Consider the following 20,847-nt stretch of genomic DNA (forward strand, 5'->3'; position numbering starts at 1 on the left):
AGCGAGCAGGAATGGAAAGAGGCAATGTAGATGGTCCAGACGGCGGCCTGGCGCAGTGCGGTGCCCCTTGTCGAAGAGACGGCCGCCTTGCTGCGGGAACGCATCTTCGAAGGCCGCTATACGCCAGGCGAGCGGCTACCCCAGGCGGAGCTCTCGGCTGAGCTCAGCCTGAGCCGGACACCGCTGCGGGAAGCGCTGCGATTGCTGGAGGAACAGGGCCTCGTCAGCACGGACGACCGCGGCGGTGCACGCGTTTCCACGATGGGCGCAGAGGAGATGCTTGCCGCGCTGGAATTTCGCGAGGCCGTGGAGGGACTGGCCGCCCGGCTCGCCTGCGCCCGGTTTGCCGCTGTCCGCCAGGGCTCGTCGGCTGGGCCGATCGCCCTGGTGGAGTTGCGCGAGCTTGCCGAAGCGGAGACCCGGGAACTGCTGCCTGGCCGGGAGAAGCGCTTTGCCCAGCTCAGTGGAAGATTCCATGAGGGACTGCTGCGGGCCTCGGGCAACAGTTTCGTGCAGCGGCAGAGCGGACTCATCCGCCTTACCGAGCAGCTCTTCAGGCCGCCTGTCCTTTCAACAACCGAGGCCGTGGCCGCCGCGCAAGCAGGACATGCCGCCCTCGTCGTAGCGCTGGAACATGGAAACGCGGACGACGCCGAACGGCTGGCCCGTGCTCGGCTGCGCGGCGCAGCATCCCTGGTCCGCCGCGCCATGACCTCATCCAAACCATCAGAACCAGGAGCCCCATGAGAACCCACAAGATAGCCATCATCCGCGGAGACGGAATCGGCCCGGAAGTCATCGAAGCTTCGCTGGCGGTCCTCGACGCCGCCGAATCCGTCTTCGGCTTCAGCACCGAACGGATGGAGGTGGAGGCCGGGGCCAAGCACTATCTGCGCACCTCAGAGCTGTGGACCCCGGAGCTGGAGCTGCGGCTCCGCGGTCAGGACGCAATCCTCTTCGGCGCTATGGGAGACCCTGCCGTGCCGCCGGGAATTCTGGAACGTGGCTTCATCCTGGAGATGCGCCGGACTTTCCAGCAGGCGGTAAACCTGAGACCTGTGAAGCTCTATCCCGGTGTCAAGACGCCCATCTCGGGGCTTACACCCGAGCGATGCGACATGATTATTGTGCGGGAAAATACTGAAGGCGCCTACGTGGGTCGGGGCTCCACAGTTCATGCCGGGACGCCTTACGCCGTTGCCGTGCAGGAATCAGTCAACACGCGGGTGGGTGTGGAGCGAGTGGTGGACTTTTCCTTCCGGCTGGCCCAGAGTCGACGGCGCAAGTTGACTCTCTGCCACAAGACAAACATCCTGGTCGAAGCCGGAAGGCTCTGGCAGGAGACGGTCAACGACCTCAGCAAGCGGTACCCCGACGTCGAGCTGGACTACGTGCACGTGGATGCCATGTGCTTCCACCTTCCGCTCTCACCTGAACGCTTCGACGTTGTTGTGACCGATAATCTGTTTGGCGACATCATCACGGACCTTGGCGCCGTGATCCAGGGCGGCCTTGGCGTTGCCTCGAGCGCCAACCTGAATCTGGATGGATCCGCGCCCAGCATGTTTGAGGCCATTCACGGGTCCGCCCCTGATATTGCGGGCAGGGGATGGGCCAACCCGATCGGCTCAATCCTCTCCACCGCCATGATGTTGGCACATCTGGGTGAGGGGGAAGCCGCTCTTGCGGTGGAGGCCGCGGCCGTGCACGTTCTGTCCCAGCTGCCCGCACCGTCGGGCGCGGGGATGGGGAGATCCACCTCGGAGCTGGGCTTTGAAATCGCGGCTCTTTTGGGCGTCAGCGGATCCGTGCCTCCAGTGCCAGGGCGGTCCATCATGGGGGAACTAGCGGGGATGCGGGAGTTGGGCGGGCTCGGGCTCAGGTGAGGCGGATCTGGCGGTTGACGTCCTTGTAGAGCAGGTAGCGGAACGGGCCGGGCCCGCCCGCGTAGCAGGCCTGCGGGCAGAAGGCTCGGAGCCACATGAAGTCGCCGGCCTCGACTTCCACCCAGTCGTCGTTGAGCCGGTAGACGGCCTTGCCCTCGAGGACGAAGAGCCCGTGTTCCATCACATGGGTCTCGGCGAAGGGGATGGACCCGCCGGGCTGGAACGTGACGACGTTGACGTGCATGTCGTGGGCCAGATCGTCCGGGTCCACGAAACGGGTGGTCGCCCAGACGCCGTTGGTGCCGGGCATGGGCCGCGGCTCGACGTCCTGGTCCCGGGTTACGAAGGACGTCGCCGTGTACCCCTCCAGCGGCTCATAGGCCTTGCGGATCCACTGGAAACTCGCAGCCTCCGCGGCGCCGTCGTTGGACACTTTCCAGTCCGAGCCGGCCGCGAGGTAGGCGTAGCCGCCGGCCTCCATCCGGTGGATCCCGCCGTCGAGCGTCAGGGTCAGCTCGCCCTTGGTCAGGAAAATGACGCCCTCGACGCCGGCCTCCGCCTCGGGCTTGTCGCTGCCGCCGCCCGGTGCCACTTCCACGATCAGCTGCGAGAAGGTCGTGGCGAAGCCGGCGATGGGCCGGGCGATGATCCAGGCGCGGGTCCTGGTCCAGCCGGGCAGGTTGGACGTGACGATGTCGCGCAGCACCCCCTTGGGGATGACCGTGTAGGCCTCCTTGACCACGGCGCGGTCGGTGAGGAGCTGGGTCTGCGGCGGCAGGCCGCCTTCGGGTGAAAAGTAGTTGCTCACGGGTGTGCTCCGTTGTGAGAAGGGTCAGTGGGTGCGGGAGGCTGCAGGCGGTGCCAGCCGGGGGTGTGCCAGGACCGTCAGCTGCGGGAGCCCGACGCCGGTCAGTGCGCGGACTTCCTCCGCGCCTGCGGCACCGCACTGGATGCCGCGGAGCACGAAAGCCGCCAGTGCCCTGGCCGTGGCGGGTTCGTCCATGACGCCGCCCTCGGTGCGCTCCACGTAGTTGCGCAGCCGCGCGGCGGCGGCCGGAAGTCCCTGCCGGTAGAACGCGTAGGTGGCGGCAAAGCGGCTCGGCAGCTGCGCCGGGTGCAGGTCCCAGCCCTGGTAGTAGCCGCGTTCCAGCGAGCGGCGGACCAGCCGGCCATGGAGCCGCCAGGCGTCCTGCACGCCGTCGCCGACGGGGATGACGTTAGTGGAACCGTCGGAGAGCCGGATGCCGGTACCGGCGACGGCCAGCTGCATGACCTCTTTGGCGTAATCCGCCACCGGGTGTTCCATCGACTGGTATTCGGCGGGGATCTGCAGGGATGCCGAGTAGTCGTAGGTGCCGTAGTGCAGGGCGCTGATCCGGCCCGGAACGGCGTGCGGCAGCTGCGCCACCGGAGAGGTGCCGTCCGGGCCCAGGATCAGCTGCGGCGTTTCCACCTGGACCTCGAACCGCAGGCGGCCGGCGGGCAGGAAGTGGATGTCCTCCAGCCGGGACACGGCATAGTCCATCGCCTGGACCTGCGCCACGGTGGTGACTTTGGGCAGGGTGAGGACCAGCCCGTCCGGGAGCTCCCCGGCCGCGGCCAGGCCGGAGACAAAGAGGTCCAGGGTGCGCAGCCCGCGGGCACGGGTGTTTGCTTCAAAACACTTGAACCGGATGCCGATGAACGGCGGGGCGCTCCCGTCCGCCACCGCAGCGGCGACGGCGGCCGCCGCCGCGACGGCGTCGGCGTCTTCGGCGTCGTCACCCCGGTCCCCGTAGCCGTCCTCGAAGTCCAGCCGAAGGTCCTCGATCGGTTCGCTGCCCAGCTTCGCGGCCACGCGGGAGGCGACGGCGGCAGCCAGGGCGGGGTCCTGGCCGAGCAGGGCGCCCAGCTGCTCCAGCCCGCCATGGGCTTCGGCCACAGCCAGCGCCTGGGCGCCCCAGTCGGCGGCGGTGGTCGGAGTGAAACGGTCGGCCGGGACATAGACCGTGTGGACCGGCTGCCGGGAGCCGTCGTCGCCGGGATAGTTCCGCTCCAGGAGCAGGTCCGTCGCCGCCAGCAGGGCGTCGATCCGGCTCAGGTCGGCCCCGGAGAAGGACCCGGGGAGCCGCCCGGAGGGAGAAAGAGTCACGGATTAGCCCAGCAGTTCGTAAGCCGGGGTGGTGAGGAAGTCCGTGTAGTCCTCGGAGAGGCACAGGCCGCCGATGAGCTTGCTGGCGGGCAGGTAGTGCTTCGCGAACGCGTCCTCGCCCACCTCGCCGCGGAGCTTCGCGGTTTCCTCGGCCAGGATCCCGGACACCAGCTCACGGGTCACGGTCCGGCCGGTGTCGGCGAGGACCGCCTGGTTGCGGATCTGCTGCCAGACCTGCGAGCGGGAGATCTCCGCCGTCGCGGCGTCCTCCATCAGGTTGTGGATGGCGACGGCGCCGTTGCCCGAGATCCACACCGCGGTGTAGGCGATGGCGACGTAGACATTCAGGCGCAAACCCGCTTCGGTGACCGTCCCGCCGGCGGAGGCGATGTCCAGGAGCTGGTCCGCGGTGACGGACACGTCCGGGCGCTGCTTGTCCAGCTGGTTCGGCCGCTCGCCCAGGACGGCGTCAAAGACGTCGCGGCAGACCGGCACCAGGTCCGGGTGGGCCACCCAGGAACCGTCAAAGCCGTCGTTCGCCTCGCGGGTCTTGTCCGCGCGCACCTTCTCGAAGGCCTGGGCCGTCACCTCAGGCTCGCGGCGGTTGGGAATGACGGCCGCCATGCCGCCCATGGCGAAGGCGCCGCGGTGGTGGCAGGTTTTGACCAGCAGTTCGGTGTAGGCGCGCATAAACGGAGCGGTCATGGCGACGGTGGCACGGTCCGGGAGCACAAAGCGCGGGCCCGCGTCGCGGAAATACTTGATGATGCTGAACAGGTAGTCCCAGCGCCCCGCGTTCAGGCCGGAGGCGTGGTCGCGGAGCTCGTAGAGGATCTCGTCCATTTCGAACGCTGCGGGGATGGTTTCGATCAGGACGGTGGCGCGGATGGTGCCTTGCGGAATGCCGAGGTAGTCCTGCGCAAAAACGAAGACCTGGTTCCAGAGGCGGGCCTCGAGGTGGCTCTCCATTTTGGGCAGGTAGTAGTACGGGCCCTGCCCGTTCTCCAGCAACTGCCTGGCGGTGTGGAAGAAGTGCAGGCCGAAGTCCACCAGGGCGCCCACGGTGGGTTCGCCGCCGATCAACAGGTGGCGCTCGCTCATGTGCCAGCCGCGCGGGCGCGCCACAACGACGGCCAGCGGGGCGTCGGTCCGGAGCGTGTATTCCTTCCCTTCTGGGGACGTGTAGGCCAGGGTGCCGGCCGCGGCGTCGCGGAGGTTCAGGATCGATTCGATCACGTTGGGCCAGGTCGGGGTGCTGGCGTCCTCGAGGTCGGCGAGCCAGACTTTCGCCCCGGAGTTCAGTGCATTGATCGCCATCTTCGCCGGTGCGGCCGGGCCCGTCATTTCCACCCGGCGGTCCTGCAGGGCTGCGGGGGCCGCGGCAACTCTCCACTCGCCCTCGCGGATGTCGCGGGTCCCCGGCAGAAAATCGAGCCGGCCGGTGCGGGCCACCTCCTCGCGTTTGACGGCGCGGGCCTTGAGCAGGTCCCCGCGGGTGGCGGCGAAACGCAGGTGCAGTTCCTCAAGGAAGGCCAGGGCCTCGGGGGTGAGAATCTCCTCCGCACGGTCAACGGGGGTGGCGGCTGAAATGGTGAGTGCCATTGTGGTCCTTCCTGGTCGGTGAATAAGGCAGTGAATCAGGCGGCGGGAATGCTGCAGCAGCGATGCGGGTCGGTCATGGCGAACACACTAGCGTCCCGGGGCTAGATTCCGGCCGCCCTCCGCCGGTCACGGCTGAGCCCGTCCCTAGCAGAACCCGGCAATGCCGGACCAGGCGGCGTCGGCCGGCACCGTGTCGTCGCGCTGCACGGTTGCCTCGATCAGGCCGTACGGGCGGTCGGCCGCAAAGAAGACCTCGTTGGGGTTGTCGAGGCCAAACGGCGAGAGGTCCACCAGGAAGTGGTGCTTGTTGGGCATCGAGAACCTGATTTCGTCGATCCCGCTGTGAGCCTCGAGGACCTTGGCGCCCATGTCGAACAGGGTCTGCTGCAGGGCGTGCGAGTACTTTTCGGTGAAGCCTTCCAGCAGCAGGGCCTTGACGTCCTCGTAGCCCTTGTTGAAATCGAGGGCGCTGAAATCCGTGCCGGTCTTGTACCGCCAGCGGGCGGAAACCTCGGTGGCCAGGATCCGGTCGGTGGTCTCCGGCAGGGTGGTGTACCTGTCCCGCGGGTAACCCACAAAACCGGACTGCGTGGATTTGATGACGGTGAGGTCCGTGAGGCCCGACAGCAGGTGCTGGTCGGCGCCGTCGCGGACCAGTACCGCGGTGCGCACCTCCTGGCCGTTGCGCACGAAGGAGTGGTCGTGGGCCGCGCCGTGGGCCTGGATCCGGTCCCAGCGGTACGACTCGGCCTCCCAGCGGCCGCCGCTCACCCAGCCGAAGCTCGAGGTGAAGTGCTCGCCGAGCCGGAGCAGGAACGCCTCCGGGGAGCCGATGCCCTCGCGGGCGAAGGCGTAGATGGTGTTCTTCTGCGTATCCGTTGCCACCACGTGGCTGTTGTCGCCTTCAAGGTGTGCCGCGGCGAAGTCTCCGCGGAGTTGTGAGGTGACGTTGAGGTCTTCAATCTCGTGGCGTTCCGTGTCGCGGCTGATTTTGACGACGCGGACTTCGGCTTTGCCGTACTGGTTCTGACCAAGGACGATCTTGTTTGTCATGGTGGTTCCCAACTTCCGGTAGGTGGAATCAAAATCCCAGATGGAAATTTCGACCGCATTTCGCGTTCGTTTCCGCCGCCGCCGTCCCACAAAAATGAGCCGACGCCAGTTGACGCCAGCTCATTACAACCCTGCCTGCTGCTCCCAGGTTACGTGACCTGCGCCACGAGATATCCCCAAGGCTAACCCGGACAGGCGGCGGTGTACATGACACGCTGGATGAACCGCCACCTCCGAAAACGGGGCAGTGACGGGACGGAAACATGGATTTCACCTCGCCAAAAACAACCCCCCAACCCTCTGTGGCGGAGTCCCGGTTCCGCTGCTAGTCTCGCTGGTGTCAAAGGCGGGCACCCGGGACCCGGGAGGCTATCTACCAGGCGCAACTTAACCTTCAACGCACACGCTGAAGCCTGGTAACCGACGCAGTTGGCTGATTACGTTCCGCCACAGGGGTACCGGCTTCCACAGCAAAAGGGAGTCGCATCATGACTGTCACCGTCACGGACCAGGTGCATCTTGCCCGGTCCATCGAGCTGGCCACGGCCAACGTCATGAACAGCGGAGGCCCGTTCGGGGCCGTCATTGTCACAGCGGACGGTCAATCGTTCGACGGCGTCAACCGCGTCACCGCCACCAACGATCCCACCGCCCACGCCGAGGTCACGGCCATCCGCCGGGCCTGCACCGAACTTGGCCGGTTCGAGCTCAGCGGAGCCACGCTCTTCACCAGCTGCGAACCGTGCCCCATGTGCCTGGCCTCCGCCCTCTGGGCCCGCGTGGACCGGGTGGTTTTCGCCGCCGACCGCCACGACGCAGCTTCTGTCGGTTTCGACGACGCCGTGTTCTACGAGTACTTCGAGAACAACCAGCCCGATGCCCTCCTGCCCGTGCGCAAGCTGGTGCTGGACGGTCCGGAGGCGCCGCCCGTGCTGCAGCCGTTCACCACCTGGAACAGCCTGCAGACCCGGATCGACTACTAGGATCCGCCGCACCAGGCCGGGGCGGTGCTTCCCCCGGCCAAGGTTCCGAACGAGAATGTGCACACCACCGCCGCACGGGCGCCACACCCCGCAGCACCAGGAGACGCCATGGACATGAACACCATCGAGGCCGTGGTCCGCACCGCGGATCCGGCCGACTGGCAGCCCGGGGACGCCTGGCTGGCCGGCGGCACCGTGCTGTTCTCCTACGGCAGCTACGCCTTTGGCGCCGAACCGCTCCGGCGGCTCCTGGACCTCGGCTCCACCGGCTGGCCTGCCGTCACCGTGTCCGACGCCGGGATCGAGCTCGCGGCCACCTGCACCGTCGCGGAGCTCTATGCGCTGCCCGCGAGTGAAGCCGGCCGGTCCCGCGCGGTGGCGTGGCCTGCGCTGGAGCTGATCCGGCCGTGCTGCGATTCGTTCGTGGCGTCGTTCAAGGTCTGGAACATGTCCACCGTGGGCGGCAACCTCTGCACGTCCCTGCCGGCCGGACCCATGATCTCGCTCTGCGCGGCACTGGGCGGCGTGGCCACGGTGCTCGGCCCGGGCGGCGCCAGCCGCACCGTCCCGGTGGCGGAGTTCGTCACGGGGGACGGGCGCAACTGCCTGGCACCCGGCGAGCTGCTGCGCAGCGTCCAGCTGCCGGCGTCGGCCCTGGCCTCCCGGGTGGCGTTCCGCCGGCTGTCACTGAGCAACCTTGGCCGTTCCGGGGCACTGCTGATCGGACGGCTCGACGCCGGCGGCGGACTGGTCCTCACCGTCACCGCCGCGACCAAACGCCCCGTGCAGCTCCGCCTCGGCTCCGCCTCGGCTCCGCCAGCAGCAGCGGCACTGGAACCGGTGGGGCGGCCGAACTGTCCGCCGCGCTCGACGCCGCCATCCCGGACGGGCTCTACCACGACGACGTCCACGGCCTGCCCGCCTGGCGCAAGGACATGACCTACCGGCTCGCCGCGGAAATCCGCGCCGAACTGGCGGCCCCGGCAGGCACGGCACCGGCACGCGTTTCCGGCGACTTCTGGCCGCCGCGTCCCACACCGCAGGCTCCGGCACGGCAGGAAGGGGCCTGAGCATGGCCATCGAGATCAACGGCGCAATTAGGATCAACGGCGCCGCGGCACAGGCCGTACCGCGGCCGGGGCAGTGCCTGCGGACGTTCCTGCGGGAGCAGGGCAACTTAGGCGTGAAGAAAGGGTGCGACGGCGGCGACTGCGGTGCGTGCACCGTCCACGTCGACGGCGTTCCCGTGCACAGCTGCATCTACCCCGCGGTCCGCGCCGAAGGCCGGGCCGTAACCACCGTGGAGGGCCTCGCCGGCACCGGACGCGGCACCGAAGCCGGTGCCGCCCTGCATCCGATGCAGCAGCAGTTCATGGAACGTCAGGGCTTCCAGTGCGGCTTCTGCACCGCGGGCGTGGTGATGACGGCGGCCACTTTCGACGACGAGCAGAAAGCCAACCTGCCGCGGAACCTTAAAGGGAACCTGTGCCGCTGCACCGGCTACCGGGCCATCGCCGACGCCGTCTGCGGCGAGGCCGCGCACGGCGAATGCAGCCACCCGGACCCAACGGGGCCGGGCTCCGGGACCGCCGGTGAGGGCCAGCCCGATCCGCGCCCCGGCCAGCTCGGCGACGACGTCCCGGCGCCCGCCAGCCAGGCGATCGTCACCGGCACGGCGCGCTTCACGCTCGACGTGCCCGCGGCGGAGCTCTCCGGGCTCCTGCACGTGAAGCTCCTGCGCTCGCCTCACGCCCACGCCCGGGTGCTGTCCATCGACGCCACCGAGGCCCTGCGGATCCCCGGCGTGGAGGCGGTCTTCACCCACGAGGACGCCCCCGCGCAGCTGTTTTCCACGGCGCAGCACGAGCTCTACACCGACGATCCGGACGACACCCGGGTGCTGGACGACGTGGTCCGGTTCGTCGGGCAGCGGATCGCCGCCGTCGTCGCCGATACCGTCGCCGCGGCGGAAGCCGGCGTCCGGGCGCTGAAAGTCCAGTACCAGGTGCTGGACGCGGTGTTCACCCCGCAGGAGGCGATGCGCCCCGGGGCGCCGCTGGTCCACGGCGACAAGGATGCCCAAACGGCCCGCATCTGCCGGCCGGAACAGAACGTCGTGGCCGAGCTGCACTCCGAACTGGGCGACGTCGCGGCGGCCTTCGCCACCGCGGACTTCATCCACGAGCAGACGTACCGGACGCAGCGGGTGGCGCACACCGCGCTGGAGACCCACGCCGCCATCGCCTCGGTTGACGGCGACGGCCGGCTGCAGGTCCGCACCTCGAGTCAGGTGCCGTTCCTGGTCCGGCGCACCCTGGGCCGGCTCTTCGGCCTGCCGGAGGACCGGATCCGGGTGGTCGCGGGACGCGTGGGCGGCGGCTTCGGCGGCAAGCAGGAAGTCCTCACGGAAGACATCGTGGCCCTCGCGGCGCTGAAACTGCGGCGCCCGGTGCAGCTCGAGTTCACCCGCACCGAGCAGTTCACGGCGGCCACCACCCGGCATCCGTTCACCATCCGCCTCAGAGCCGCCGCCAGCAACGACGGCAGGCTGACGGCCCTGCAGCTGGACGTTCTGACCAACGCCGGCGCCTACGGCAACCATTCCGTGGGCGTGATGTTCCACGGCTGCGGCGAATCCCTGGGCGTGTACAACTGCGCCAACAAGAAGGTGGACGCGCACGCCGTCTACACCAACACGGTGCCCTCCGGCGCCTTCCGCGGCTATGGGCTGAGTCAGATGATCTTCGCGATCGAGTCCGCCATCGACGAGCTCGCCACCGGAATCGGCATGGACCCGATGGAGTTCCGCCGCCGCAACATGGTCCGCGAGGGCGACGACATGCTCTCCACCCGCCCCGACCCGCAGGAGGACGTCCTCTACGGCAGCTACGGGCTGGACCAGTGCACGCAGCTGGTGCAGGACGCCCTGGCGCGGGGCCGGGAACGCTGCGCCGCCGCCGGGCTTGGGGACCTCGGCCCGGACTGGGTCACGGGGGAGGGGACGGCGCTGTCCATGATCGACACCGTCCCGCCGCGGGGCCACTTCGCGCATGCCAAAATCCGGGTCCTGCCCGACGGGAGCTACCAGGTGGACGTGGGAACCGCGGAGTTCGGCAACGGCACCACCACCGTGCACGCCCAGCTCGCGGCCACCGCACTGTCCACCACCGCGGACCGGATCACGGTCCGGCAGTCGGACACGGACCTCGTGGACCACGATTCCGGCGCCTTCGGCTCGGCCGGGACCGTGGTGGCCGGCAAGGCCACCCTGGCCGCGGCCGAGGACCTGGCCGTGCGGATCCGCGCCTTCGCCGCCGGAATCCACCAGGTCCAGGCCTCCGGCTGCGTGCTGGAGGCTGACGCCGTCGTCTGCGGGGGAGCCCGGGTTCCGCTGGCGGAACTGCACGACGGCGCCGCAGCGGCCGGCGTCGACCTCTCCGGCGAGGGGCATTGGGCCGGGACCCCGCGGTCGGTGGCGTTCAACGTCCACGGTTTCCGGGTGGCGGTCAACACCGGGACGGGGGAGCTGCGGATCCTGCAAAGCGTCCAGGCCGCCGACGCCGGGGTGGTGGTCAATCCGAGGCAGTGCCGCGGGCAGATCGAGGGCGGCATCGCGCAGGCGCTGGGCGCTGCGCTGTATGAGGAGGTCAGGGTGGACGACGCCGGACGGGTCACCACGGACATCCTCCGGCAGTACCACATCCCGACCTTCGCGGACGTGCCGCGCAGCGAGGTGTACTTCGCCGACACGTCCGACAAGCTGGGCCCGCTGGGTGCAAAGTCCATGAGCGAGAGCCCGTTCAATCCGGTGGCGCCCGCGCTCGCCAACGCCATCCGGAACGCCACGGGCGTCCGGTTCGCGGAGCTGCCCATCGCCCGGGACAAGATATACCTCGGCCTGAAGGAAGCAGGCCTGGCCTCCACCCTTTAACACCAACGCGGGGTCAGGTACGGCCCATGTTGGAGTGTTTCTTGGGCCGTAGCTGACCCCGCGTTCTCCGTCCCGGCCTATAGTCGGATGATGGAACAGCGAATCTTGGGCAAGACCGGACGGAACGTCTCCATCGTTGGACTGGGGACCTGGCAGCTGGGCGCGGACTGGGGCAACGTGGACCCCGCGCAGGCGCAGGCCATCCTGGCCGCCTCCGTGGAAGCCGGTGTCACATTCTTCGACACCGCGGACGTCTATGGCGACGGCCGCAGCGAGCAGGCCATCGGAGCCTTCCTTGCGAACAACCCGGGCCTGGAGATCACGGTGGCCACCAAGATGGGCCGCCGGGTGGAGCAGCGGCCGGAGCACTACAACCTCGCCAACTTCCGCGAGTGGACGGACCGGTCCCGGCGCAACCTGGGCGTCGAGCAGCTGGACCTGGTCCAGCTGCACTGCCCGCCCACCGCCGTGTACAGCAACGCCGAGGTCTACGACGCGCTGGACGCCCTCGTGGCCGAGGGGGCCATCCGGAACTACGGCGTCAGCGTGGAGCGGACCGACGAAGCCCTCGAAGCCATGCGCCACGCAGGCACCGCCACCGTGCAGATCATCCTCAACGCCTTCCGGCTCAAGCCGCTGGACGAGGTGCTGCCCGCGGCGGAGGCTGCCGGCGTCGGCATCATCGCCCGCGTGCCGCTCGCCTCGGGGCTGCTCTCGGGCAAGTACACCGCGGACACGTCCTTCGCGGCGGACGACCACCGGAACTACAACCGCACGGGCTCGGCGTTCGACGTCGGGGAGACCTTCTCCGGCGTGGACTTCGGGCAGGGCCTCAAAGCGGTGGCAGAGTTCGAGGAACTGGTGCCCGACGGCGTCAGCACCGCCCAGGCGGCCATCGCCTGGATCGCGGCGCAGGACGGCGTCAGCACGGTGATCCCCGGCGCGCGGAACGTGGACCAGGCCCGCGCCAATGCCGAAGCGGCGTCGGTTAGCGGCATTGACGCAACGTTCGACGTCGGCGTCCACGAAATCTATGACCGCTACTTCCGCGAAACGATCCACCCTCGCTGGTAGCACCCTCCCAAAGCAACGCGGGGTCAGATCCGGCCCATTGGAGGGGCCTTAATGGGCCGGATCTGACCCCGCGTTGGGATTGGTGGCAGTGTTCGGTCTGGGGCCCGGCTGCGCCTGACCCTAGTCGAGCAGGGGCAGCTGGTCCGGCGTATCGAGGTCCTCGCCGCCGGAGAGGTCGCTGCAGTCCACGAGGTCGACCAGCTCCGGGTGGGCCTGCAGGAAGAAGCGTGCCCCGGCGTCGCCCGTGGCCGAGTCCGCGGCCTCAGCACGCAGGGTGGCATCCAGCAGCAGCGGATGTCCGCGCCGCAGCTTCCCCTCGGGGTCGCAGTAGGCCGCCGCCGTCACCCGGCCCGGTTGGTGGGCTGCCAGCAGCCGCGCGACTGTCTCAGCCGTCAGCCCGGGCTGGTCCACCAGCGCCATGAGCACATGGTCCCCCGGGGCTGCCGCGCCGACTCCCAGCCGGAACGAGCTGCCCATCCCCGTGTCCCAGTCCGGGTTGTCGATGACGCGGTGCCGGTTGAGGTCGGTGCCGGCGCGGACCGTCGCCGCGTCCGCACCGACGACCACCACCACCTCCCGGCAGCCGCCCGCGAGCAGCCCGTCGGCCAGCACTTCAACGAGCGTGCGGCCGCGGAACGGGAGCAGCGCTTTGGGCCCGCGCCCCAGCCGTGTCCCGGCGCCGGCGGCGAGCAGCACCGCCGTCGTGCGTGGTGCTCCGATGTCGCTCATCGGCGGGCTCAGCTGCCCCGGTAGGTGGAGTACGCGAACGGGCTCAGCAGGAGCGGCACATGGTAATGGGCCTCCGACTCCACCACGCCGAACGTGATGGCCACCTCCGGGAAGAACGTTTCGGTGCCGCTGGCGGCGAAGTACCCTCCCGTATCGAAGGCCAGGCGGTAGGTCCCCGGGGGCAGCCGCTCCGGACCGAGTTGTTGGACGCGTCCGTCGGCGTCCGTGGCGCCCTCGGCGATCCGGACCCAGCGCTCGCCGTCGAGCCTCTGGAGGGAGACGGCGACGCCGGCCGCGGGTTTGCCGGAGCCGGTGTCGAGCACGTGCGTGGTGATGTGGGAAACGCTCATCTGCCCATCAGTCCTTCGAGTCGGAGCACCGCGATCTCCCGCAGCTGCTGGCCAATTATTGCCTGTTCTTCCTCAGGCGTGTGGGCGAGCCGGGTGGTCAGGGCGGCCAGGATCTCCTCGCGGCTGCGGCCGGCTGCACGGATCAGGAACACCTGGCCGAACTTCTCCTCGTAGGCGCGGTTGCCGTCCGCCAGGGCTTCCGCGACGGCCGCGTCAGCCGCGCCGAGCCCGGCCTGTTCGGACTGGGAAAGCCTGGCCTCCGTGCTGTCTCCCTGGGCCCGCTCGCCGATCCGCGGGTGGCGGGCGAGTGCTGCCCCGATTTCCGCCGCGGTGAACGGGTCGGCTGCGGCGCGGCCCGCCGCCAGGAGTGCTTCGACGTCGGAGTACGGCCGCGCGTCGGCGAGCCCGTCGATCCAGCGCTGGATGTCCAGGCAGGGGCGCAGGGCATCGGCCGCCTCCGTGCGGCTGGCCGCGTTGAACTGGTCAAGATGCATGAGGCAGGTCCTCGTGTTCGATGCTGGCATTCACGGTTTAGGCCCACGTTAGTCCGGCACCGATCCTGCTGTGTGCGGTGACAGCTGATTCAAAGGTTTTGCATAGCTGGCGTGGCTAGCGTGGGCGACTATGGAAGAGCGCACGCCACAGCAGCCTGGTCGCCGCCGCGGCGGCGCACGCGGGAGGCTGCGCTCCCGGGCGTTCCGGCGCACCCGGGCACTCGTGATGGCGGCGTGTGCGGCAATTCTAGCGGTGGCGCTGGGCGCCGGCGTCCACTCCGCCGCACAGGCCCGTTCGACGGCGGTAGTCCAGTCCGGGAGCGTGACGAACAGCCAGGCGTCAGTGCCGGCGTCGGCCGCCTCACCGGCCGCCACGCCCGCCGTTTCACCGGCCGCGGGGGCCGCGGGGATCATCGATGCGGAGCTGGACGCCCAAATCAACGGCATCATCGACGCCAACAGTGGCTACCAGATCGGCGTCGCCCTCCTCGATCTGTCGGAGGGTGCGGAGGCCGCCGAAGCTGTGCACGAATACGGTGTCGACGCGGCCTTCGTCGCCGCGAGCACGGCCAAGGTCCTGGCCGCCGAGGCGTACTACCACCTGGTCGAAACCGGGGAGGCCTCGCTCGAGGATCCGCTGGGGCCCTACACCGCGGAGTTTCAGCTGCAGGCGATGATCCAGCAGAGCGACAACGACTCCTGGTCGCTGATCATGGACGCGGTGGGCCACGGGGAGCTGACAGACTACGCGGCCTCGATGGGGGTGGACTACAGCCCCGCAAGCAACACACTCACCCCGGCGGAGATGGCCCACATCCTGGCCGGCCTCTACTCCGGAACGCTGCTGGAACCTGCGGACACCGAACAGCTCCTGGCCTACATGCAGGACACCAACTACGAAACGCTCATCCCGGCCGCTGCTCCCGCCGGCATCACCGTCTTCCATAAGTACGGCCTGCTGGGCGGGGAGCTGCACGACGCCGGGATCCTCACCCAGGGCGGCAAAGCCTACGCCCTCGTGGTCTACACGAAGGGTGACGGCCTCGGCAGTGTCCCGGAGCGGACGGAAGTCATCCACCAGGTGACCGAGGCCGTCACTGAGGCCTTGTTCTAGGGGTCGGTGTCCGGCTTTCCTCAGCCGTCCGGGGGCACTTTGCCGGGCTCCAGCGTCGAAATGGACGACGCCGGCCCGGCGTTTCGTGTCAAAGTGCCCCCGGACGGCCAGCGACCACAGCTGCGCATGAGGCTCTATGATCAACTGGCGTCGGGTATTGCCCGAACTGCCATCGAATGGGGAGAAGCGATGGCGTGCTGGTGGGCCAGCCAAGGCAAGAACTGCACAACCGTTATCGAAAAAGGAACGCTTTGGAGCTGCCCGGGGCGTCAAGGGACAACTTCTCGGCGATACCGTGCTGCATTACGCCGGACCTTACCTGCGGGCTGCGAGCATCGTGACCGCCGAATGGATCCAAGCATCCAGGCCACTTGGATACTGTGCGCGAGTTCGCCGCCCGGGAACTTCATCTCGGCCGAGATTAAGTCGACCTCAATTCCAGAAAGTGGCCCACTTCGCCCTGCGTTCCGGGGGCACTTTGCCGGGGTCCGGCGTCGAAATGGACGACGCCGGCCCGGCGTTTCGTGTCAAAGTGCCCCCGGACGGCCGCGCGGCTCAGTCCCGGACGGCCGCGGGTGGCCCTACTTCGCCAGGAACCCCAGCAGTGCCTCGTTGACCTCGGCGGCGTGGGTCCAGAGCATCCCGTGCGGGGCGCCCTCGATCTCCACGTACTCGGCACTGGGCAGGGCCTTGGCGAAGCGCCGGCCCGTGACGTCGATGGGCAGGATGTTGTCCGCGGTGCCGTGGACGATCAGCGCGGGGACGTCGATCTTGGGGATGTCGCCACGGAAGTCCGTCAACCAGGTGGGCTGCGCGGCTGCCGACGCCGTGGGGCCGCCAGCGGTCGCGAGGTTCCAGCCCGCCCGCATGACTTCCTCGCTGAGCCGGGGCGTGCCGAGGAAGGTGTCGCTGTTGTAGAAATTCTTGAAGAACTCGGTGAAGAAGGCGTAGCGGTCGGTGGTCACAGCCTCAAGCAGACCGTCGAACACGGACTGCGGGACGCCGTCGGGGTTGTCGTCGGTCTGCAGCAGGTAGGGTTCCAGCGAGCCGAGGAATACGGCCTTCGCCACCCGGGCCGAGCCGTAGGTGCCGAGGTACCGGCCCACTTCGCCGGTGCCCATCGAGAAACCCACCAGCACGGCGTCGTTCAGGTCCAGGGTGGTGAGCAGGGTGTCGAGGTCGGCGGCGAAGGTGTCGTAGTTGTAGCCGTCGGTGGGCTTGCTGGACTGGCCGAAGCCGCGGCGGTCGTAGGTGATGACGCGGTAGCCGGCGCCGAGCAGGGCCGTGGTCTGCTTCTCCCAGGACGATCCGTCCAGCGGATAGCCGTGGATCAGGACCACCGGCTGCCCGCTGCCGTGGTCCTCGTAGTAGAGCTCGATGTCGGTGCTGTTCTCGGTTCCAACCTTGATGTAAGCCATGTCAGCAGTCCTCTCGGTACGGTTCGGAAGTCAGTGCGTGCGCGGCCCGGCGCTGGTGCCAAGGCGCTGGTGCCACTGTACGGAACCAACGCCGTCCGGCGGCAGGGTGTTCCCGGGATTTCCGCCGGGCATACCCCAGGGGGTATAGTGGAACGCAAGGACCTACTAAAAGGAGAACCAGATGTGCCGACAGGTTGCATGCAAGAAGTGCGGTAAGACCACCTGGGCTGGCTGCGGCCAGCACGTTGATCAGGTCATGCGGGGCGTCAAGAGCGCCGACCGCTGCAAGGGTCACGAGGGTGAAGTCAGCACCAAGACCGGCTTCTTCGCCAAGCTCTTCGGCCGCTAAGCCCGGTTCTCCGGCATCCAGGGCCCCCGTCGCACACAGTGCGGCGGGGGCCCTGGCCGTTAACGAGCCCCCGTTAACCGGCCCTACCCCAGCAGCGCCCGCACCACCACGTCCGTCAGTTCGTGGAACACGGCCAGGCGCTCCTCGCTCTCGAGCTCCTCGCCCCACGTGTAGATGGCGAGCGCGTAGGAGCGTTCGCCGGACGTCAGGAGGGCCGCGTCGTGGACATAGCCCTCCACCTCGCCGTACTTGTGCTGCACCGTGATGTCCGGGCCGACGGCGGCGGGAATCAGCCGTTCGTTGTTGGTCTGCTGCATGTAGTCCAGCAGCTCCTGCGTGTGCTCGGCGTTCAGCAGCTTCCCGGTGGAGAGCTGCTTGAGCAGCCCCGCCATCTCGGCCGGGGTCAGCAGGTTCTGTTCCGGGTCGTAGCTGATCCCGATCGACGCGGCGTACTCGATCAGCTTGGGGTAGCCGATGTCCTGCATCAGCAGCAGCCAGGAGTCGTCGCTGCTCGTGTTGACCATCGCCTGGAGCTGGAACGCGGCGTCGTAGCTTCCCAGCGGCACGTCGAGGGACTTCTCGCCGGTTTCCACCAGATGGTAGTAGGCGGCCGCGGTGATGATCTTGGCGGTGCTCGCGGCCACAAACTCGGACCCGTCACCGTAGCTGCGCGGCTCCCCGCCGTGGGTGTCCTGGACGACGACGCCGATCCGGTAGCCGGAGTTCTCGGCCAGGATCCGCCGGATCTCAGCGTCGAGGTCGACGGCGGCCCGCGGGGCCTGCGTCGCCGCCGCGGCGGCCGGTTCCTGCCACTGCTCGTGCGGGCCGGCCAGGAAGTCCTTCCGCGGGACCGGACCGGTGCGGACGACGGCGAAGGTCACCACGCCCAGCAGCACCAGGACCGTCGCCGCCCAGAGCAGGAGCAGCTTGCCCCGGGCGTTGAGGGACTTGGCGGCCGGGCGGGATGGTCCCGAGGTGTTCATGTGGTGCAGGACCTTCCAGGTCAAAAGGGTGGGGGGTTTCCTGCAATGTATGCCGGGTGGAGGGGCATGTCCACGCCCCGCGCGGGGCGGCCCGAAGGTGAGGGCAAGCTCCCAGCTGGGACCGCCTCGGACAGCCGCCGGCCGGTTCTCCCACCACCGGCGGCGCCCTCACCGGGATCCTGGACCGCCGCATTAGGCTGGCAGGTATGCCGAAGAAGATTACCGTCAGCCTGCCGGACGCGACCCTGCGGGAGTACCTCCAGCCGCACCCGGACGTCACTGTCCTCGAGTGGGACCTGTCCGGGGAACCGCCCCGGCCGCGCATCGACATCGTGGTCCCGCCCTACATGGGTGGCCCGCAGGTCCTGCGCGGCCTGGAAGCCGTCGAAACCGGGCTCGTGCAAAGCCAGTCGATCGGGTACGACGGCGTCGCGGACTTCCTGCCGGCCGGCCGGGTCTACGCCAATGCCGCCGGGGTCCACGAAACGTCCACCGCCGAGCTGGCCCTCGCCCTGATCCTGGCCAGCCAGCGCGAGCTCCCGCGGCTGCTGCAGAACCAGCAGGAGGGCCGCTGGGAGAGCCGGCCTACCGCCAGCCTCGCCGACCGCCGGGTGCTGATCGTCGGTTACGGCGGCGTCGGCAAGGCCATTGAGGACCGCCTGCTGCCGTTCGAAACCACCGTGACCCGGGTGGCCAGCCGGGAACGGACCGACGAACGCGGCCACGTCCACGGCATCGACGAGCTGCACAGCCTGCTGCCGGAGCACGACATCGTGATTGTGGGCGTCCCGCTCAGCGGCGCCACCCGCCACCTCATTGACGACTCCTTCCTCGCGGCCATGCCCGACGGCGCCCTGCTGGTCAACGTCGCGAGGGGACCGGTCGCGGACACTGAGGCCCTGGTCCGGCACACCGCCTCGGGCCGGATCCGCGCCGCCCTGGACGTCACCGATCCCGAGCCGCTGCCGCAGGACCACCCGCTGTGGGGGATCCCCGGCGTGATCATCAGCCCGCATGTGGGCGGGGCGAGCTCGGCCATGCGTCCGCGGATGGGCCGGCTCGTCCAGCGGCAGGTCGAGCTCCTGCTGGCGGGCAAACCGCCGGCGAACGTGGTGCTGGGCGGCTGAATCAGCCCGGGGTGAGGACGCAGAACTCGTTGCCCTCCGGGTCGGCCAGGCACACCCAGGGCACATTACCTTGGTCGACGTCGGCCTCAGTGGCGCCCAGAGCCCGGAGCCGGGCCACCTCCGCCGCTTGGTCATCATCCGGGTAAGGCCTCAGGTCGAGATGGACCCGGCCGCACACGCTCTTCAGCGCGGGCGCGGGATGGAACTCCAGATACGGCCCGACACCCTTGGCCGAACGCAGCCTCGCGGAATCGTTGGTCGCCTCGTGCAGGGTCCAGTCCGTCGCCTCGCTCCAGAACCGGGCCGTGGCCCGCGGATCCGCACAGCTGAGCACCACCGCGGCGATCGGCCCGGTGTCCCGGTAGATCGCTCGCGGCTCCAGAACACGGAACAGGTTGCCTTCCGGGTCGACCAGCGCCGTCCACGGCACATCACCCTGGCCCACGTCGGCGGGCGTCGCACCGAGCTCCACGAGCTGCGTCACCAGCTCCGCCTGATGGGCCGCAGAGGTGGTGGCGAGATCGAGATGCGCGCGGTACTGGACTGTCTCGGGGTCCGGGACGGTGACGACATCGACGCAGACGGCGGACGGGTCCGGCCAGGAGAAGCCGACAGGCTCTACATTGGTCACGCCGGGCCCCTCGCGGGACACACCCCAGCCGAGCGCCGCCGCCCAAAACCGGCCGAGCGCAGAGTCATCCCGAGCCTTGAAATTGACCTGGACGAGTCGCAGCGCCATAGTGCCCGATCCTATACAGGGAGTAGCCGCCTGGAGGAGACCCGAGGAGGGTGCGGGCGTCTCGTTCGGCGCTTTCGCCGGCGACGAGGACGCGGCGCGCGTCGATCATGAGCGCCGCGTGGCCCGGGATATGGGCCTGATGCCCGATGATCCGGACTGTGGGGCCATCCCAGGGAATCTGCGTGGCTTCGGCGGGCAAACCGGTAACGAGGCCGAGCAGCTCCATCGGGATCTCCTCGGCGAACTCCGGCGGCAGCACCCCCGCTACGCGCGCTTTCCAGTCCGTGTGTTTCCTCCGGTGGCTGCCGGGTCGCCGGTCCCCGCGGTGTCCACCACGCAAGCTACACCGGGCCGGCGACCGGGCGCACAGGCCAGGCGCTCAGTTTTTCTTCAGTTCCTCGGCGAGCATCACGAGGATGCCGCTGGGCCCGCGGACGTACGTGAGCTTGTAGATGTCTTTGTAGGTCGCCACGCCGCGAAGCGGATGGCAGCCGTGCCTCGCGTCAATTTCCAGGGCTTCGTCGATGTCAGCAACTGAGAACGCGATCCGGTGCATGCCAATCTCGTTGGGACGGGTGGGCGCCGTCTCGATCGCATCGGGGTGGATGTACTCAAAGAGTTCGAGGCGGCCGTGACCGTCCGGCGTTTCGAGCATGGCAATGTTGGCGTGATTGCCGTCAAGCCCGACGGCGGTGTCGGTCCAATCGCCGCTGGCGGTGTCCCGGCCAACGACCGCGAGGCCGAGGTCGGTGAAGAAGGCGATCGCCTCCTCCAGGTCTCGCACGGCGATGCCGACGTTCTCAAGTCTGCTGTCCATGCTCCTCACGCTACCGAGACGGCCCGGTCCAGATCCGGCGTCGACGGGCTGCGCGCCACCATATAAT

At 68.8% G+C, this 20,847-nt stretch carries 20 protein-coding genes and 1 pseudogene; 9 read left to right on the plus strand and 12 right to left on the minus strand.

What is annotated here, in order from left to right; all coding sequences use genetic code 11:
• Window positions 1-30: 30 nt before the first annotated feature.
• Together ACZY0Y_RS06060 and ACZY0Y_RS06065 are read left to right on the plus strand one after the other, a co-directional pair.
• A complete protein-coding gene (locus tag ACZY0Y_RS06060) occupies window positions 31-747 on the plus strand; it encodes a GntR family transcriptional regulator (protein WP_463885201.1) in 717 nt (238 codons plus the stop codon).
• On the plus strand, window positions 744-1,886 hold the full coding sequence (locus tag ACZY0Y_RS06065) for a 3-isopropylmalate dehydrogenase (protein ID WP_463957097.1): 1,143 nt from the start codon (window positions 744-746) through the stop codon (window positions 1,884-1,886). Before ACZY0Y_RS06060 ends, ACZY0Y_RS06065 begins: the two co-directional genes overlap by 4 nt.
• Here ACZY0Y_RS06065 and ACZY0Y_RS06070 read toward each other — a convergent pair.
• The 4 genes from ACZY0Y_RS06070 to pucL form a co-directional block, all read right to left on the minus strand.
• A complete protein-coding gene (locus ACZY0Y_RS06070) occupies window positions 1,879-2,694 on the minus strand; it encodes a bifunctional allantoicase/(S)-ureidoglycine aminohydrolase (protein WP_463885197.1) in 816 nt (271 codons plus the stop codon). The genes ACZY0Y_RS06065 and ACZY0Y_RS06070 overlap by 8 nt on opposite strands.
• Before the next feature lie 24 nt (window positions 2,695-2,718).
• Window positions 2,719-4,017, minus strand: coding sequence for a DUF6986 family protein (locus ACZY0Y_RS06075; protein ID WP_463957098.1), 1,299 nt, complete (start codon window positions 4,015-4,017; stop codon window positions 2,719-2,721).
• 3 nt (window positions 4,018-4,020) lie between these two features.
• On the minus strand, window positions 4,021-5,619 hold the full coding sequence (gene aceB, locus ACZY0Y_RS06080) for a malate synthase A (protein ID WP_463885193.1): 1,599 nt from the start codon (window positions 5,617-5,619) through the stop codon (window positions 4,021-4,023).
• A 144-nt stretch (window positions 5,620-5,763) separates the two neighbouring features.
• The gene (gene pucL / locus ACZY0Y_RS06085) at window positions 5,764-6,672 is read right to left on the minus strand and encodes a factor-independent urate hydroxylase (protein ID WP_463957099.1); all 909 of its coding nucleotides are present in this window, start codon (window positions 6,670-6,672) and stop codon (window positions 5,764-5,766) included.
• A gap of 488 nt (window positions 6,673-7,160) precedes the next feature.
• Here pucL and ACZY0Y_RS06090 point away from each other — a divergent pair, with 488 nt between their 5' ends.
• The 4 genes and pseudogenes from ACZY0Y_RS06090 to ACZY0Y_RS06105 all read left to right on the plus strand — a co-directional run bounded on the left by ACZY0Y_RS06090 (window position 7,161) and on the right by ACZY0Y_RS06105 (window position 12,660).
• Window positions 7,161-7,655 (plus strand): nucleoside deaminase, encoded by a 495-nt coding sequence (locus ACZY0Y_RS06090; protein ID WP_463885189.1) that lies wholly within the window; start codon window positions 7,161-7,163, stop codon window positions 7,653-7,655.
• Window positions 7,656-7,763: 108 nt separating this feature from the next.
• A pseudogene (locus tag ACZY0Y_RS06095) lies at window positions 7,764-8,725 on the plus strand (FAD binding domain-containing protein).
• Between the two features lie 2 nt (window positions 8,726-8,727).
• On the plus strand, window positions 8,728-11,586 hold the full coding sequence (locus ACZY0Y_RS06100) for a molybdopterin-dependent oxidoreductase (RefSeq protein WP_463957100.1): 2,859 nt from the start codon (window positions 8,728-8,730) through the stop codon (window positions 11,584-11,586).
• A gap of 90 nt (window positions 11,587-11,676) precedes the next feature.
• Window positions 11,677-12,660, plus strand: a complete 984-nt coding sequence (locus tag ACZY0Y_RS06105; RefSeq protein WP_463885183.1) for an aldo/keto reductase — start codon at window positions 11,677-11,679, stop codon at window positions 12,658-12,660.
• Window positions 12,661-12,780: 120 nt separating this feature from the next.
• Here ACZY0Y_RS06105 and nboR read toward each other — a convergent pair whose 3' ends face one another.
• The 3 genes from nboR to uraD are packed head-to-tail and all read right to left on the minus strand — an operon-like array spanning window position 12,781 to window position 14,233.
• Window positions 12,781-13,389 carry a nicotine blue oxidoreductase gene (gene nboR / locus ACZY0Y_RS06110; protein ID WP_463957101.1) on the minus strand — a complete coding sequence of 203 codons (609 nt, stop codon included), beginning with the start codon at window positions 13,387-13,389 and terminating at the stop codon, window positions 12,781-12,783.
• Window positions 13,390-13,397: 8 nt separating this feature from the next.
• Window positions 13,398-13,739, minus strand: coding sequence for a hydroxyisourate hydrolase (uraH, locus tag ACZY0Y_RS06115; protein WP_463885179.1), 342 nt, complete (start codon window positions 13,737-13,739; stop codon window positions 13,398-13,400).
• Window positions 13,736-14,233, minus strand: coding sequence for a 2-oxo-4-hydroxy-4-carboxy-5-ureidoimidazoline decarboxylase (gene uraD, locus ACZY0Y_RS06120; RefSeq protein WP_463957102.1), 498 nt, complete (start codon window positions 14,231-14,233; stop codon window positions 13,736-13,738). Before uraD ends, uraH begins: the two co-directional genes overlap by 4 nt.
• Before the next feature lie 130 nt (window positions 14,234-14,363).
• Here uraD and ACZY0Y_RS06125 point away from each other — a divergent pair, with 130 nt between their 5' ends.
• Window positions 14,364-15,347, plus strand: a complete 984-nt coding sequence (locus ACZY0Y_RS06125) for a serine hydrolase (RefSeq protein ID WP_463957103.1) — start codon at window positions 14,364-14,366, stop codon at window positions 15,345-15,347.
• Between the two features lie 581 nt (window positions 15,348-15,928).
• Here ACZY0Y_RS06125 and ACZY0Y_RS06130 read toward each other — a convergent pair.
• Window positions 15,929-16,765: an alpha/beta fold hydrolase gene (locus ACZY0Y_RS06130; protein ID WP_463885173.1), complete on the minus strand. Its 837-nt coding sequence runs from the start codon at window positions 16,763-16,765 to the stop codon at window positions 15,929-15,931.
• Window positions 16,766-16,946: 181 nt separating this feature from the next.
• Between ACZY0Y_RS06130 and ACZY0Y_RS06135 the strand changes: the two genes are divergently transcribed.
• On the plus strand, window positions 16,947-17,114 hold the full coding sequence (locus ACZY0Y_RS06135) for a DUF8730 family Cys-rich protein (protein ID WP_192815714.1): 168 nt from the start codon (window positions 16,947-16,949) through the stop codon (window positions 17,112-17,114).
• An 83-nt stretch (window positions 17,115-17,197) separates the two neighbouring features.
• Here the strand turns inward: ACZY0Y_RS06135 and ACZY0Y_RS06140 are convergent, their stop codons facing one another.
• Window positions 17,198-18,097, minus strand: coding sequence for a serine hydrolase (locus ACZY0Y_RS06140; protein ID WP_463957104.1), 900 nt, complete (start codon window positions 18,095-18,097; stop codon window positions 17,198-17,200).
• Window positions 18,098-18,303: 206 nt separating this feature from the next.
• Between ACZY0Y_RS06140 and ACZY0Y_RS06145 the strand changes: the two genes are divergently transcribed.
• Window positions 18,304-19,224, plus strand: a complete 921-nt coding sequence (locus ACZY0Y_RS06145) for a 2-hydroxyacid dehydrogenase (protein WP_463957105.1) — start codon at window positions 18,304-18,306, stop codon at window positions 19,222-19,224.
• A 1-nt stretch (window position 19,225) separates the two neighbouring features.
• Here the strand turns inward: ACZY0Y_RS06145 and ACZY0Y_RS06150 are convergent, their stop codons facing one another.
• From ACZY0Y_RS06150 to ACZY0Y_RS06160, 3 genes are all read right to left on the minus strand, one after another.
• Complete coding sequence (locus ACZY0Y_RS06150; protein WP_463957106.1) at window positions 19,226-19,963, minus strand: VOC family protein; 738 nt, start codon at window positions 19,961-19,963, stop codon at window positions 19,226-19,228.
• Window positions 19,920-20,189 carry an MBL fold metallo-hydrolase gene (locus tag ACZY0Y_RS06155; RefSeq protein ID WP_463957107.1) on the minus strand — a complete coding sequence of 90 codons (270 nt, stop codon included), beginning with the start codon at window positions 20,187-20,189 and terminating at the stop codon, window positions 19,920-19,922. Before ACZY0Y_RS06155 ends, ACZY0Y_RS06150 begins: the two co-directional genes overlap by 44 nt.
• 153 nt (window positions 20,190-20,342) lie before the next feature.
• A complete protein-coding gene (locus ACZY0Y_RS06160; RefSeq protein ID WP_463957108.1) occupies window positions 20,343-20,780 on the minus strand; it encodes a VOC family protein in 438 nt (145 codons plus the stop codon).
• Window positions 20,781-20,847: the final 67 nt, after the last annotated feature.

Source organism: Pseudarthrobacter kochi (genome assembly GCF_055412805.1).

Excerpts from the sequence above, each read along its gene's own strand:
- ACZY0Y_RS06060 (WP_463885201.1), top strand. The coding sequence starts at position 31 with ATGGTCCAGACGGCGGCCTGGCGCAGTGCGGTGCCCCTTGTCGAAGAG.
- ACZY0Y_RS06065 (WP_463957097.1), top strand. The coding sequence starts at position 744 with ATGAGAACCCACAAGATAGCCATCATCCGCGGAGACGGAATCGGCCCG.
- aceB (WP_463885193.1), bottom strand. The coding sequence starts at position 5,619 with ATGGCACTCACCATTTCAGCCGCCACCCCCGTTGACCGTGCGGAGGAG.
- pucL (WP_463957099.1), bottom strand. The coding sequence starts at position 6,672 with ATGACAAACAAGATCGTCCTTGGTCAGAACCAGTACGGCAAAGCCGAA.
- ACZY0Y_RS06090 (WP_463885189.1), top strand. The coding sequence starts at position 7,161 with ATGACTGTCACCGTCACGGACCAGGTGCATCTTGCCCGGTCCATCGAG.
- ACZY0Y_RS06100 (WP_463957100.1), top strand. The coding sequence starts at position 8,728 with ATGGCCATCGAGATCAACGGCGCAATTAGGATCAACGGCGCCGCGGCA.
- ACZY0Y_RS06105 (WP_463885183.1), top strand. The coding sequence starts at position 11,677 with ATGGAACAGCGAATCTTGGGCAAGACCGGACGGAACGTCTCCATCGTT.
- nboR (WP_463957101.1), bottom strand. The coding sequence starts at position 13,389 with ATGAGCGACATCGGAGCACCACGCACGACGGCGGTGCTGCTCGCCGCC.
- uraH (WP_463885179.1), bottom strand. The coding sequence starts at position 13,739 with ATGAGCGTTTCCCACATCACCACGCACGTGCTCGACACCGGCTCCGGC.
- uraD (WP_463957102.1), bottom strand. The coding sequence starts at position 14,233 with ATGCATCTTGACCAGTTCAACGCGGCCAGCCGCACGGAGGCGGCCGAT.
- ACZY0Y_RS06125 (WP_463957103.1), top strand. The coding sequence starts at position 14,364 with ATGGAAGAGCGCACGCCACAGCAGCCTGGTCGCCGCCGCGGCGGCGCA.
- ACZY0Y_RS06130 (WP_463885173.1), bottom strand. The coding sequence starts at position 16,765 with ATGGCTTACATCAAGGTTGGAACCGAGAACAGCACCGACATCGAGCTC.
- ACZY0Y_RS06135 (WP_192815714.1), top strand. The coding sequence starts at position 16,947 with ATGTGCCGACAGGTTGCATGCAAGAAGTGCGGTAAGACCACCTGGGCT.
- ACZY0Y_RS06140 (WP_463957104.1), bottom strand. The coding sequence starts at position 18,097 with ATGAACACCTCGGGACCATCCCGCCCGGCCGCCAAGTCCCTCAACGCC.
- ACZY0Y_RS06145 (WP_463957105.1), top strand. The coding sequence starts at position 18,304 with ATGCCGAAGAAGATTACCGTCAGCCTGCCGGACGCGACCCTGCGGGAG.
- ACZY0Y_RS06150 (WP_463957106.1), bottom strand. The coding sequence starts at position 19,963 with ATGGCGCTGCGACTCGTCCAGGTCAATTTCAAGGCTCGGGATGACTCT.
- ACZY0Y_RS06155 (WP_463957107.1), bottom strand. The coding sequence starts at position 20,189 with ATGGAGCTGCTCGGCCTCGTTACCGGTTTGCCCGCCGAAGCCACGCAG.
- ACZY0Y_RS06160 (WP_463957108.1), bottom strand. The coding sequence starts at position 20,780 with ATGGACAGCAGACTTGAGAACGTCGGCATCGCCGTGCGAGACCTGGAG.